This is a genomic window from Enterobacter sp. C3_dUdeg, from assembly GCF_057536195.1.
This window is the reverse complement of record NZ_BAAKFX010000002.1, coordinates 383,302-396,494: the sequence shown is the minus strand read 5'-3', so window position 1 is coordinate 396,494 and position 13,193 is coordinate 383,302. Positions and strand designations below refer to the sequence as shown.

Here is a 13,193-nt window from a genome sequence, read left to right as displayed (position 1 = left end):
TGACTGTTTTTTGTTCGCATGATTAGCCATGGGTTTTTCTTATAAATAGCGTATTGTTCTGACGTGTATTTTCATGCTGGCATATTGTTCTGGTTTTACGATCCCACCTTGCCTTTAAACGTTATAAGCGTTTAAATTGCGCCCCAGATACTGTCAGACCGACTGTATTTGCGTGGTAAATCGAAAAACTATTCTTCTCCACGCCAGGACGGGAGCATTTCCCGCTGAAATTGAGCAAATTTTCGGCTGTATCGTCCCGTCAGGGATATCGAAAATCTCAATGTTTTCAACACCACATCCACAGGCAGTAAGGTTTTATGACCCATCACTTAAAATCGCGTGACATCATCGCGCTGGGCTTTATGACATTTGCGCTGTTCGTTGGCGCAGGCAACATCATTTTCCCTCCAATGGTTGGCTTACAGGCGGGTGAACACGTCTGGACCGCCGCGTTTGGTTTCCTGATTACTGCCGTGGGTCTGCCGGTTCTGACCGTCGTCGCGCTGGCGAAAGTCGGCGGCGGTGTGGATAGCCTCAGCACCCCGATTGGCAAAGTGGCGGGCGTTCTGCTGGCAACCGTCTGCTATCTGGCCGTTGGCCCGCTGTTTGCGACCCCGCGTACGGCGACCGTGTCCTTCGAAGTGGGTATTGCTCCCCTGACCGGCGACGGTGCGATGCCGCTGTTTATCTACAGCCTGATCTACTTCGCGATCGTGATTCTGGTTTCCCTCTATCCGGGCAAGCTGCTGGATACCGTGGGTAACTTCCTGGCTCCGCTGAAAATTGTGGCGCTGATTGTTCTGGCGGTTGCGGCCATCGTCTGGCCAGCGGGCCCGATTAGCGACGCGATGGACGCCTATAAAAACGCCGCGTTCTCTAACGGCTTTGTGAACGGCTACCTGACGATGGATACGCTGGGCGCCATGGTGTTTGGTATCGTTATCGTTAACGCCGCGCGTTCCCGCGGTGTGACCGAAGCGCGTCTGCTGACCCGCTATACCATCTGGGCTGGCCTGATGGCCGGCGTGGGGCTGACGCTGCTGTATCTGGCGCTGTTCCGTCTGGGCTCCGACAGCGCCATGCTGGTCGATCAGAACGCCAACGGTGCGGCTATCCTGCACGCCTACGTTCAGCACACCTTCGGCGGTGCGGGCAGTATGCTGCTGGCAGCGCTCATCTTCCTTGCCTGTCTGGTGACGGCGGTTGGCCTGACCTGCGCCTGCGCAGAGTTCTTTGCACAGTATCTGCCGCTCTCTTACCGCACCCTGGTGTTTATCCTCGGTATCTTCTCCATGGCGGTGTCCAACCTCGGTCTGAGCCACCTGATTCAGGTCTCTATTCCGGTGCTGACGGCGATTTACCCGCCGTGTATCGTGCTGGTGGTGCTGAGCTTTACTCGCCCGTGGTGGAACAACTCTTCACGAATTATTGCGCCAGCCATGTTTATCAGCCTGATTTTTGGTATCCTTGACGGGATTAAAGCATCAGCTTTCGCGCACATACTGCCGGCATGGACACAGCGTCTGCCGCTGTCCGAGCAGGGTCTGGCCTGGCTGATGCCTACCGTTGTTGCACTGGTTCTGGCGATTATCTGGGACCGTGCTGCAGGGCGTCAGGTCGCATCGAACGCTCATTAATCAACGGCAACAAACTGTTTAACCACGGGGCTTAAGGCCCCGTGGTTTTTTGTTTTTTTCGTGTTGAATGGCAAGATTTAAATGGAAAGCACTAACAAACTTAAACGTGGATTGAGCACGCGCCACATCCGCTTTATGGCGCTGGGCTCTGCTATCGGCACCGGTCTTTTTTATGGCTCGGCAGATGCCATCAAAATGGCCGGTCCCAGCGTTCTGCTGGCGTACATCATCGGCGGCGTGGCGGCGTATATCATCATGCGCGCCCTCGGCGAAATGTCGGTTCACAACCCGTCCGCCAGCTCCTTCTCCCGATACGCGCAGGAAAACCTCGGCCCGCTGGCCGGGTTTATCACCGGCTGGACCTACTGCTTTGAAATCCTGATTGTGGCGATTGCCGACGTGACGGCGTTTGGCATCTATATGGGCGTCTGGTTCCCGGCGGTGCCGCACTGGATTTGGGTGCTGAGCGTGGTGCTGATCATTTGCGCCGTCAACCTGATGAGCGTGAAGGTGTTCGGCGAGCTCGAATTCTGGTTCTCCTTCTTCAAGGTCGCCACCATCATCATCATGATCGTGGCCGGTTTCGGCATCATCATCTGGGGAATCGGCAACGGCGGGCAGCCGACCGGCATCCATAACCTCTGGAGCAACGGCGGCTTCTTCAGTAACGGCTGGCTCGGAATGGTCATGTCGCTGCAGATGGTGATGTTCGCCTACGGCGGTATCGAGATTATCGGTATCACCGCCGGGGAAGCGAAAGATCCGGAGAAATCCATTCCGCGCGCCATCAACTCGGTGCCGATGCGTATTCTGGTGTTCTACGTGGGCACGCTGTTCGTGATTATGTCCATCTACCCGTGGAATCAGGTCGGCACCAACGGTAGCCCGTTTGTTCTGACCTTCCAGCATATGGGAATTGCCTTTGCGGCCAGCATCCTGAACTTTGTGGTGCTCACCGCGTCACTCTCCGCGATCAACAGTGACGTCTTTGGCGTGGGCCGTATGCTGCACGGCATGGCGGAGCAGGGCAGTGCGCCGAAGGTGTTCGCCAAAACCTCACGCCGCGGCACGCCGTGGGTAACCGTTGTGGTGATGACCGTGGCGCTGCTGTTCTCGGTTTACCTGAACTACATCATGCCGGAGAACGTCTTCCTGGTGATCGCATCGCTGGCGACCTTCGCGACGGTGTGGGTGTGGATTATGATCCTGCTGTCGCAGATTGCGTTCCGCCGTCGTCTGTCGCCGGATGAGGCGAAAGCGCTGAAGTTCAAAGTACCGGGCGGCGTTGCGACGACCGTCGTCGGGCTGATCTTCCTGGTGTTTATCATTGCCCTGATTGGCTACCATCCGGATACCCGCATTTCCCTGTACGTGGGCTGCGCGTGGATCGTCCTGCTGCTGGTGGGGTGGGTGTTTAAATGCCGCCGTGACCGTCAGCTGGCGGAAGCGCAGTAATATCCTTTTCCCCTCTCCCCTTGGGAGAGGGAATTTTGCCTCATCCTCCTTTCTCCTCCCCCAATAATCCCGAACGTGATGAGCTATCCTTAACCTCCCTGTGGCAAGGTGACGTCAATTTCATCAGAGGGGATTCGTGATGTTAAACGCCTGGCACCTTCCGGTTGCCCCATTTGTTAAGCAAAACAAAGACAACCTTGTGATTACGCTCTGGCTGGCGGGGGAAAATCAGCCTGAACGCGTGACGCTCCGCGCCGAAATAGATAACGAAGAGACCGGCCTGAAAATGCACAAGCTGCGCAGCCAGCCGCAGCCGGGGATCACGGCGTGGCGGGCGAATATCGACCTGAATAGCGGGCAGCCGCGCCGCCGTTACAGCTTTAAGCTTTTGTGGAATAACCGCCAGCTGTGGTTTACCCCGCAGGGGTTTAGCCGTTTCCCGCCCGCACGGCTGGAGCAGTTTGCGGTCGATTACCCGGATAACGGCCCGCAGTGGGTTAACGATCAGGTGTTTTACCAGATTTTCCCGGACCGTTTTGCGCGCAGCGAAAAACGCACCGCCGACCAGGATAAGATCTATCACCACCATGCGGCGGGCCACGACATTATCCTGAAAGCGTGGGACGAGCCGTTAACCGCGCAGGCGGGTGGATCCACTTTTTACGGCGGCGATCTCGACGGCATCAGCGAAAAGCTGCCGTACCTGAAAAAGCTCGGCGTGACGGCGCTGTATCTCAACCCGGTGTTTAAAGCCCCGAGCGTGCACAAATACGATACCGAAGATTATCGCCACGTTGACGAACAGTTTGGTGGTGACGAGGCGCTGCTGCGCCTGCGAAAGAATACCCAAAACGAAGGCATGCGCCTGATTCTGGACGGCGTGTTCAACCACAGTGGAGATTCGCACGCCTGGTTTGACCGCCATAACCAGTCGATGGGCGGGGCGTGTCATAACCCGGACTCGCCGCAGCGCGACTGGTACAGCTTTAACGAGGAGGGCCGCGCGCTGGACTGGCTGGGCTACGCGAGCCTGCCGAAGCTGGATTTCCAGTCGCCAACGCTCGTGAATGAAATCTACGGCGGTGAAGACAGCATCGTCCGTCACTGGCTGAAGGCGCCGTGGAATATGGACGGCTGGCGGCTGGACGTGGTGCATATGCTCGGTGAAGCCGGCGGAGCGCGGAATAACCTTCAGCACGTCGCCGGGATTACGCGCTCGGCGAAAGCGGCCCAGCCGGAGGCGTTCGTCTTTGGCGAGCACTTTGGCGACGCGCGCCAGTGGCTGCAGAACGATGCGGAAGATGCGGCGATGAACTATCGCGGCTTTACCTTCCCGCTGTGGGGATTCCTCGCTAACACCGACATCTCCTACGATCCGAATCATATCGACGCTGAAACCTGCATGGCGTGGATGGAGAACTATCGCGCCGGTCTGTCCCATCAGCAGCAGCTGCGGATGTTCAACCAGCTCGATAGTCACGATACCGCCCGCTTTAAATCCCTGCTCGGCAAGGATGTGGCGCGTCTGCCGCTGGCGGTGATCTGGCTCTTCACCTGGCCGGGCGTGCCGTGCATCTATTATGGAGACGAAGTGGGGCTGGACGGCAACAACGATCCGTTCTGCCGCAAAACCTTCCCGTGGGAGCCAGAGAAGCAGGACAAGGTGCTGTTCAGCCTGTATCAGCGGCTGGCGAAGCTGCGTAAGCAGAGTCTCGCCCTGCGCTACGGCGGCTGTCAGGTGGTCTATGCGCACGATAACGTGGTGGTGTTTGCTCGCGTCTACAACCAGCAGCGCGTGCTGGTGGCCGTTAACCGGGGCGAGGCCTGCGAAGTGGTGCTGGATGATTCACCGCTGCTGAAGGTGACTACGTGGAAGAATAAAGAGGGCAAGGCGACGATACAGGACGGCGTGCTGGCGCTGCCTGCGGTATCCGCGACGATCTGGTTCGGCAGTTAAGACCTGCTAATGTTTCCACCTTTTAAGATGGCGCAAATGCAACTATTTGTGTCAATCTTAACGGATCGTTTACGGTGAAGGTGGAAACATGGACGAGCTTTACATCCTTGGCTGTTTGTTCCTGGTTTTTGCGCTGGTGGTTGCGCCCGTGCTTGCGGTTATTGGCTTTAATCGAAGTACGGCGGCGCGACAGGAGATCGCCCGGCTACGCCAGCGCATTGAGGCGCTTGAGCAGCGCGACGTACCTGAAAGCGCGCCGGAGCCCGTGCAGCCTACCGCGCCAGTGGCTGTGACCGCGCCGGTGGTTGAGGACGCTCCCGCGCCTGTCGACCCCTGGCGTTCCGATATTCCCGCAGCCGTGGCAGAACCCGCTCCGGCCCCGACGCCTGCGGCAAAACAGCCTTCTGCCTTTGGCGGCATCCTGACGTCGCTGGTGCGCTGGTTTATGCAGGGTAATCCGCTGGCGAAGCTTGGGATCCTGCTGCTCTTCCTCGGTCTTTCATTCCTGCTGCGCTATACCGTGGAACATTCCCTGTTCCCGCTTGAGCTACGCCTCGTGGCAACGGCGCTGTTTGCCATCGTGCTTCTGGCGGTCGGGTGGCGGCTGCGGCATAAGCAGCGTGTCTATGCGCTGATCCTCCAGGGCGGGGCGACCGGCGTGCTCTACCTGACGGTGTTTGGCGCATTCCGGTTCTGGCAAATGCTGCCGATGACGCTGGCCTTTGCGCTGCTGGTGGTGATTTGCGCGGCGAGCGTTGGGCTGGCGGTGCTGCAGAAGGCGCTGAGCCTGGCCATGCTGGCGAGCCTCGGCGGGTATCTTGCGCCGCTGCTGTTGTCCACCGGGGGCGGCAGCTTTGTGGCGCTGTTCTCATTCTATCTCCTGCTTTCCATCGGGATTCTCGCTATCAGCATCTGGCAGCACTGGCGCGAGCTGAACCTGCTCGGGCTGCTGTTTACGTTCGGCGTGGGCGGCCTGTGGGGGCTGAATTACTATCAGCCTGAAGACTATTGGATCTGCCAGCTGTTCCTGATTGCCAATACGCTGATATTCGGCGTCCTGAGCGTGGCGCTGTCGCTGCGGGCGCAGGAGAAAGGGAAGCAGATTATCGACGGCGTGTTGCTGTTTGCCCCGCCGCTGATCGGTTTCGGGATGCAGTACGGCATGACCCGGCACTGGGAGTATGGCCCGGCCCTGAGCGCGCTGGGATACGGCGCATTTTATCTTACCCTCGCGTTCCTTGCGCTGCGGCGCTATCCCTCCATCGGACGACCGCTGGTCATGGCGGCGCTGGCAATCGGCGGCGGATTTACCACGCTCGCCATTCCGCTGGCGCTGTCGGCGCGCTGGACGGCGATGGCCTGGGCGCTGGAAGGGCTGGGTATCCTCTGGCTGGGCGTACAGCAGCACCAGCGTCGCATGTGCTATAGCGGGACGGCGCTGCTGGTGCTGGCGCTCGGCAGCGCGCTGTGGGCGCAGACGAACGGCGTTACGTCCCTGAGCCTGCTGCTGATCTTCACCATCCTCAGCCTTTGCTGGCTGGCTGCGGCCTGGCTGTGGCGGACTCTCTTTCTGCCGGTCAGCTGGGCGCTGCTGGCAGGCGGGCTGCTGTTCTGGCTCGTGGCGCTATTGGGCGCGTCACAGCTGGCACTGACGAAGGAATTACCGATTCTGGCGGGCGTGCTGGCGCTGACGGCGGCGTCGGTCTGGGGCTGGCGGCAGGCAGCTGCTCGTCTGGCGTGGCGGGAGCTGGATGCCAGCAAATGGCTGCTGTGGCCGGTTATGCTGCTGATGGTGGGTTATCAGCTCTGGCACCAGCAGATCGTTGCCGCCGGCTGGTCAAATCTCGCCTGGTGCGTTGCGCTTCCTGCCGCGCTGATGCTGCTGCGGCGCGACGGTGAAAGACTCCTGCCGCGCATCGCGATGGGGCTGCATTTGTCGCTGTTCTGGATGATTTTGCTGGCGCTGGCCGCGGAGCTTTACTGGTTTGCCCGTTCATTGCCGTGGGGCATGGCGGCCTGGGGCAGCGGACTGGCGATGGCAGCAGGCGGCGGGGTGATTATGGGGCTCTCTGCAGCCGTACGGCGTCAAGGGTGGCCGTTCCGGGAGTGGCCTGCGCTCTACGCCTGCCTGGCACCGATCCCCGTGGTCGTGGCGCTGCTGGTACTGCTGGTGGTGACCAATTTCCAGGACGGCGTGGTCTATCGTCAGACCTGGCTGCCGCTGATAAATCCGCTTGAGGAAGGCGCGGCGTTCGCATTGCTGGGGCTGGTGGTCTTTTATCGGGCGGTGGATCGCTACTACCCGGCGTGGCTCTCGCAGGCCCGCCCGTGGCCTGCCGTCGCGATGATGGCGTTTGGCTTCTGGTGGCTTAACGGTGCGCTGATGCGCGCCCTGGCCTGGTACGGCGACGTGGCCTGGAATATGGCATCGCTGTGGGATTCGCGGCTTATCCAGACCAGTTTTGCCCTGTTCTGGATGCTGAGCGCGCTGGTGGTCATGATCCATGCCACCCGTCGGGCTTCCCGGCAGGAGTGGCTCTGCGGTGCCGCGCTGCTGGGCGTGGTGATGGTTAAACTGATGCTGGTGGACAGCGCGGGCGGAGGCGGTTTGTCGCGCGCGGTGGCGTTTATCGGCGTGGCGATACTGGTTCTGATCGTGGGGTATTTCTCACCGCTACCGCCCAAAACAGGAGATGAAAAATGAAATGGATGAAAGCGGTAGCCTGTACCGCGCTGCTGGCGCTTTCTGGCCCGGCGTTCTGCGACGAAGGACAAACGGAATCGCCCCGGGACTATGCCTTTGGTCTTTCACTGGATACGTCTGTTCCTTCCCAGTGGTATCGGGTGATGCTGCCGCTCGCCGTCTATGAGCAAAGCACGTCGCCGGATCTGCATGATGTCCGCGTCTTTAACCAGTCGGGCGAGGCGGTTCCCTTCAGCCTGGTCAGCGCGACGCGTCCGCAGGTGCCAGCGCAATCCACCGCGCTGCGCCTTTTCCCGCTGGACGCCTCGCCGCTTGCGGCTTCTCGAGGATCCGGTGATAGCGATAAGATCCTGCTTCGTTCCGGAAGCGGCGTTGAGATTGTGCTGGAGGGGCAAAAAGCCGCCGCAGCCGGGCAACATTATCTGCTGACCCTGCCGGAACAGGCGACGGGCGAGCTCGCTATATCCCAGCTGCAGCTGCTCTGGAATACCCCGCAGACGCCGTGGCAGGGAACGGCGTCGGTCTATTACAGCGAGGATCTTAAGCGCTGGTATACCCTGCGCGAGGATATGCCATTGCTGGACGTCGTCAGCGGTCAGGATAGTCTTAAGCTCGATCGGATCGATACCGATACCGTTTTATCTCCCGATGCGAATCGCTATCTCATGGTGGTGCTGAATGCGCAGAGCCAGGGGATAACCTTGACCGGCGTAAACGCAATCAGCGCACCTGCGCAGGCAGCCCCGGAAGCGGTCGACCTTGAGGGCGAAGTGGAGCAGCTATCGACAAGCGAAGCGCAGTGGCACTGGGCGCGCCCGCAGCCGCTGAGTGCTGTCAGCCTCTCACTGAATGGCGATGGCGTCCTTCCCGTGGAGATCGCGTGGCGGAGTACGGAAAAAGACGCATGGCATCCTCTGAAGAAAGAGGTCCTTTACCGTCTTGAGGGAAAAACGTCGCCACCGGTTTCGCTTAACGGGGGGCTGGTGCAGGCCGTGAAAATCACGACGCTGAATGCGCGTCTGCCAGAATACCTGCCGAGCGTCACGGGACATCGCGACCGCTATGACCTGGTGTTCAACGCGCAGGGGAAAGCGCCGTACCTGCTCGCCTGGGGCAACGGCGCCGCGAAGCCTGCCAGCGTGGAGCCCGGCATGCTGATCCCGACCGACCTGCGCAAGACTTATGATATGGCGAACCTGCCGCAGGCCGACATGCTGGATGATGTCGCGTTAGGCGGCCAGGAGCGTCTGACCGCTACCTCTGCGGCCGAGCGGGAGAGCAGGATGAACACGCTGCTGGTATGGGGCGTGCTGATTGCGGGGGTGATTCTGCTGGCGGGCATGGCCTGGCGTATCTGGCGAGAGACGCAGCGTAAGGCATAAAAAAAGGCCCGCATAAGCGGGCCTTTTTCGTAAACCGTGCCGATTACAGGCTGGATACGTTCTCAGACAGGTATTTAGCAACGCCGTCTGGAGACGCGTTCATGCCTTCTTTACCTTTTTCCCACTGAGCCGGGCACACTTCGCCGTGCTCTTCGTGGAACTGCAGCGCGTCAACCATGCGCAGCATTTCGTCGATGTTACGACCCAGCGGCAGATCGTTCACAACCTGGTGACGAACGATGCCGTTTGCGTCGATCAGGAAGGAACCACGCAGCGCAACGCCAGCGTCCGGATGTTCGATACCGTAAGCCTGCTGGATTTCGCGTTTGATGTCCGCAACCATTGCGTATTTCACCGCACCGATGCCGCCTTTGTCGACAGGGGTGTTACGCCATGCGTTGTGTACAAATTCAGAGTCGAAGGAGACGCCAACAACTTCCACGCCACGCTTCTGGAATTCTTCATAACGTTTGTCGAAGGCAATCAGCTCAGACGGGCAAACGAAAGTGAAGTCCATTGGCCAGAAGAACAGAACGGTCGCTTTACCGTTGGTATGCTGTTTGAAGTTGAAGTTTTCAACGATTTCACCGTTGCCCAGAACTGCTGCAGCTGTAAAATCCGGAGCCGGACGAGTTACCAGAACCATATGATTCTCCTGTAGATACTAAGGTTATTTAGAACGCAACGCGAGCCAGTATAGAGAGTGTTCATGGATAAGACAAAGAGGTGGTGACAATCGTTCCGCCAGCTTTTACCTATCAATGTGAATTCTGTCAGAGCTGTTTGTTTTTCGCCTGCACCATCATCCGCGGGTAAAACTGCCAGAAACGCGCTTCCAGGGCATCGTAATGTTCATCCAGGTCATACCAGGAATCCCGCAGCGCATCCAGTCGCGGTCGGCGGCTCGCCATCCCGTTCAGCACGTTCTGGATGAAATCCATCTCGCGATAGCGCTCCAGCCAGCGTTCCGACCATAAATAGTTATTCAGATTCACAAAGCGCGGCGGCGAGTCGGGCAGAATGATCGACACCTGCTGGTGGGCATAGCGCACAAACGCCGGCAAGGGCATCTCCGGCGACAGCTGTTCCCAGTGGCGCGACAGAAAGTGATCCCACATCACGTCGAGCGTGATCGGCGCAACGCGGCGCGTTTCAGGGCGAAACCACGCTTTGGCTTCCGTCACTTCCGGCAGCTTATCCGTCAGTACGTCGATGCGGCGGTGCATAAAAATCCCGTCGACAACCTCAGGGGAATAGTCCTCAGCGGGGTTGCCGCGTACGAAATCGGCCAGCAAATTGCCGGACAGGGAGCTGTCAGCGAGGTGAGCGAGATGCAAGTGAGCGAGAAAATTCATGCGTTTTATTTGTCCGGGGGCGGCTAGTTGTTGCAGCAAAAGGGTGTGAGCACTAGACTATGCCGCCTGTTTTTAAGTCACGAGTATACGTCATGCGCGTCGCCGATTTCTCCTTTGAACTACCTGAATCCCTGATTGCTCACTATCCCATGCCTGAGCGCAGCAGCTGTCGCTTACTGTCACTGGATGGGCCAACGGGCGAGCTGACGCACGGTACTTTCACCGATTTGCTCGACAAGCTCAACCCTGGCGATCTGCTGGTCTTTAATAATACCCGCGTGATCCCGGCGCGCCTGTTTGGCCGTAAAGCCAGCGGCGGCAAGATTGAAGTGCTGGTCGAACGTATGCTCGATGATAAACGTATTCTGGCACATATTCGCGCGTCTAAGGCGCCGAAGCCGGGCGCTGAGCTGCTGCTGGGCGATGATGAGAGCATCAAAGCGACCATGACCGCGCGCCACGATGCGCTGTTTGAGGTGGCGTTCGATGACGAACGCACGGTGCTCGATATCCTGAACGCCATCGGCCACATGCCGCTGCCGCCGTATATTGAGCGTCCGGACGAAGAGGCCGACCGCGAGCTGTACCAGACCGTCTACAGCCAGAAGCCTGGCGCCGTCGCTGCGCCGACCGCGGGCCTGCATTTTGATGAGCCGCTGCTGGAGAAACTGCGCGCGAAGGGCGTGGAGATGGCGTTCGTGACGCTGCACGTCGGCGCGGGAACCTTCCAGCCGGTGCGCGTGGACAGCATTGAAGATCACATCATGCACTCTGAGTATGCTGAAGTGCCTCAGGACGTGGTGGACGCGGTGCTGGCGGCGAAAGCGCGCGGTAGCCGCGTCGTGGCGGTCGGTACAACGTCCGTGCGCTCACTCGAGAGCGCCGCGCAGGAGGCGAAGCGCAATCTTATCGAGCCGTTCTTTGGCGATACGCAGATCTTTATCTACCCGGGCTATCAGTACAAAGTGATTGACGCGCTGGTGACCAACTTCCATCTGCCTGAATCGACGTTGATTATGCTGGTGTCGGCATTTGCCGGTTATCAGAACACGATGGCGGCCTACAAGTCTGCGGTAGAACAAAAATATCGCTTTTTTAGCTACGGGGACGCGATGTTTATCACGTACAATCCGCTGGCTTTGAATGAGCGTGTCGGGGAATAAGTCCGCGGCACCGTTTTACAACGTTGGACTGTTTTTCTGACGTCGGAGAAAAAATGAAATTTGAACTCGATACCACCGATGGCCGCGCGCGTCGCGGTCGCCTGGTGTTTGAGCGCGGCGTGGTGGAAACCCCCGCGTTTATGCCTGTGGGCACGTACGGCACCGTAAAAGGGATGACGCCGGAAGAAGTAGAAGCCACTGGCGCACAGATTATCCTCGGCAACACCTTCCACCTGTGGCTGCGTCCGGGTCAGGAGATCATGAAGCTCCACGGCGACCTGCACGATTTCATGCAGTGGAAAGGCCCAATCCTGACCGACTCCGGCGGCTTCCAGGTCTTCAGCCTGGGCGATATCCGCAAGATCACCGAGCAGGGCGTACACTTCCGTAACCCGATCAACGGCGATCCGATTTTCCTCGATCCCGAAAAATCGATGGAGATTCAGTACGATCTCGGCTCTGACATCGTGATGATCTTCGACGAATGTACGCCGTATCCGGCCGACTGGGATTACGCAAAACGCTCCATGGAGATGTCTCTGCGCTGGGCGAAGCGTAGCCGTGACCGTTTTGACTCCCTGCAGAACAAAAATGCGCTGTTCGGCATTATCCAGGGCAGCGTTTACGAAGATTTACGCGATATCTCTGTTAAAGGTCTGGTAGAGATAGGTTTTGATGGCTACGCTGTCGGCGGTTTGGCTGTGGGTGAGCCGAAGGAAGACATGCACCGCATTCTGGAGCATGTCTGCCCGCAAATCCCGGTGGATAAACCACGATACCTGATGGGCGTGGGTAAACCAGAAGATCTGGTTGAAGGCGTACGCCGCGGCATTGATATGTTCGACTGCGTCATGCCAACCCGCAACGCGCGTAACGGCCATTTGTTCGTTACCGATGGCGTGGTGAAAATCCGTAACGCGAAGCATAAGAGTGACACCAGCCCGCTCGATTCCGAGTGCGATTGCTATACCTGTCGCAATTATTCTCGCGCGTATCTGCATCATCTCGATCGTTGCAACGAGATTTTGGGCGCGCGTCTCAATACCATTCATAATCTTCGTTATTATCAGCGCTTAATGGCTGGTTTACGTAAGGCTATCGAAGAGGGTAAATTAGAGAGCTTCGTGACCGATTTCTACCAACGTCAGGGGCGGGATGTTCCACCGTTGAACGTTGATTAATTTTAATAATGAGGGAATTTGAATGAGCTTTTTTATTTCTGATGCGGTAGCGGCAACAGGTGCTCCAGCGCAGGGCAGCCCGATGTCTCTGATTCTGATGCTGGTTGTGTTCGGTCTGATCTTCTACTTCATGATCCTGCGTCCACAGCAGAAGCGCACCAAAGAGCACAAAAACCTGATGAACTCCATTGCCAAAGGCGATGAAGTACTGACTAACGGTGGTCTGGTGGGTCGCGTAACCAAAGTGGCTGAAAACGGCTACATTGCTATCGCCCTGAACGACACCACTGAAGTGGTCATCAAACGTGACTTCGTAGCTGCCGTTCTGCCGAAAGGCACCATGAAGGCGCTGTAATCCC

The 13,193-nt window shown here is 58.3% G+C and carries 10 protein-coding genes; 8 read left to right on the top strand and 2 right to left on the bottom strand.

Annotated elements, in window-relative coordinates:
* Positions 1 to 317: 317 nt before the first annotated feature.
* The 5 genes from brnQ to AC27FC_RS09495 all read left to right on the top strand — a co-directional run bounded on the left by brnQ (position 318) and on the right by AC27FC_RS09495 (position 9,135).
* Positions 318 to 1,637, top strand: coding sequence for a branched-chain amino acid transporter carrier protein BrnQ (gene brnQ / locus AC27FC_RS09515; RefSeq protein ID WP_024906795.1), 1,320 nt, complete (start codon positions 318 to 320; stop codon positions 1,635 to 1,637).
* Positions 1,638 to 1,718: 81 nt separating this feature from the next.
* Complete coding sequence (gene proY, locus AC27FC_RS09510) at positions 1,719 to 3,092, top strand: proline-specific permease ProY (RefSeq protein WP_029739758.1); 1,374 nt, start codon at positions 1,719 to 1,721, stop codon at positions 3,090 to 3,092.
* A 139-nt stretch (positions 3,093 to 3,231) separates the two neighbouring features.
* Positions 3,232 to 5,049 (top strand): maltodextrin glucosidase, encoded by a 1,818-nt coding sequence (gene malZ / locus AC27FC_RS09505; RefSeq protein ID WP_196354770.1) that lies wholly within the window; start codon positions 3,232 to 3,234, stop codon positions 5,047 to 5,049.
* An 88-nt stretch (positions 5,050 to 5,137) separates the two neighbouring features.
* Positions 5,138 to 7,753 carry a DUF2339 domain-containing protein gene (locus tag AC27FC_RS09500; protein ID WP_487160063.1) on the top strand — a complete coding sequence of 872 codons (2,616 nt, stop codon included), beginning with the start codon at positions 5,138 to 5,140 and terminating at the stop codon, positions 7,751 to 7,753.
* Positions 7,750 to 9,135, top strand: coding sequence for a DUF3999 domain-containing protein (locus AC27FC_RS09495; protein WP_196354768.1), 1,386 nt, complete (start codon positions 7,750 to 7,752; stop codon positions 9,133 to 9,135). The genes AC27FC_RS09500 and AC27FC_RS09495 overlap by 4 nt, the downstream gene beginning before the upstream one ends.
* Positions 9,136 to 9,178: 43 nt before the next feature.
* Here AC27FC_RS09495 and AC27FC_RS09490 read toward each other — a convergent pair whose 3' ends face one another.
* A complete protein-coding gene (locus tag AC27FC_RS09490; protein ID WP_014168840.1) occupies positions 9,179 to 9,781 on the bottom strand; it encodes a peroxiredoxin in 603 nt (200 codons plus the stop codon).
* Between the two features lie 127 nt (positions 9,782 to 9,908).
* Entirely contained in the window at positions 9,909 to 10,490 is a 582-nt protein-coding gene (gene acpH / locus AC27FC_RS09485) for an ACP phosphodiesterase (protein WP_029741678.1), read from the bottom strand.
* A gap of 92 nt (positions 10,491 to 10,582) precedes the next feature.
* Here acpH and queA point away from each other — a divergent pair, with 92 nt between their 5' ends.
* From queA to yajC, 3 genes are read left to right on the top strand one after another with little or no spacing between them, the layout of a single operon-like run.
* Positions 10,583 to 11,653 (top strand): tRNA preQ1(34) S-adenosylmethionine ribosyltransferase-isomerase QueA, encoded by a 1,071-nt coding sequence (queA, locus tag AC27FC_RS09480; RefSeq protein ID WP_196354767.1) that lies wholly within the window; start codon positions 10,583 to 10,585, stop codon positions 11,651 to 11,653.
* 53 nt (positions 11,654 to 11,706) lie between these two features.
* A complete protein-coding gene (tgt, locus tag AC27FC_RS09475; RefSeq protein WP_196354766.1) occupies positions 11,707 to 12,834 on the top strand; it encodes a tRNA guanosine(34) transglycosylase Tgt in 1,128 nt (375 codons plus the stop codon).
* 22 nt (positions 12,835 to 12,856) lie between these two features.
* On the top strand, positions 12,857 to 13,189 hold the full coding sequence (yajC, locus tag AC27FC_RS09470; RefSeq protein WP_003859109.1) for a preprotein translocase subunit YajC: 333 nt from the start codon (positions 12,857 to 12,859) through the stop codon (positions 13,187 to 13,189).
* Positions 13,190 to 13,193 lie beyond the last annotated feature (4 nt).

Bases quoted from the DNA above. Each gene is read 5' to 3' on its own strand.
- brnQ (WP_024906795.1), top strand. From the start codon at position 318: ATGACCCATCACTTAAAATCGCGTGACATCATCGCGCTGGGCTTTATG.
- tgt (WP_196354766.1), top strand. From the start codon at position 11,707: ATGAAATTTGAACTCGATACCACCGATGGCCGCGCGCGTCGCGGTCGC.
- AC27FC_RS09495 (WP_196354768.1), top strand. From the start codon at position 7,750: ATGAAATGGATGAAAGCGGTAGCCTGTACCGCGCTGCTGGCGCTTTCT.
- acpH (WP_029741678.1), bottom strand. From the start codon at position 10,490: ATGAATTTTCTCGCTCACTTGCATCTCGCTCACCTCGCTGACAGCTCC.
- AC27FC_RS09490 (WP_014168840.1), bottom strand. From the start codon at position 9,781: ATGGTTCTGGTAACTCGTCCGGCTCCGGATTTTACAGCTGCAGCAGTT.
- AC27FC_RS09500 (WP_487160063.1), top strand. From the start codon at position 5,138: ATGGACGAGCTTTACATCCTTGGCTGTTTGTTCCTGGTTTTTGCGCTG.
- yajC (WP_003859109.1), top strand. From the start codon at position 12,857: ATGAGCTTTTTTATTTCTGATGCGGTAGCGGCAACAGGTGCTCCAGCG.
- proY (WP_029739758.1), top strand. From the start codon at position 1,719: ATGGAAAGCACTAACAAACTTAAACGTGGATTGAGCACGCGCCACATC.
- malZ (WP_196354770.1), top strand. From the start codon at position 3,232: ATGTTAAACGCCTGGCACCTTCCGGTTGCCCCATTTGTTAAGCAAAAC.
- queA (WP_196354767.1), top strand. From the start codon at position 10,583: ATGCGCGTCGCCGATTTCTCCTTTGAACTACCTGAATCCCTGATTGCT.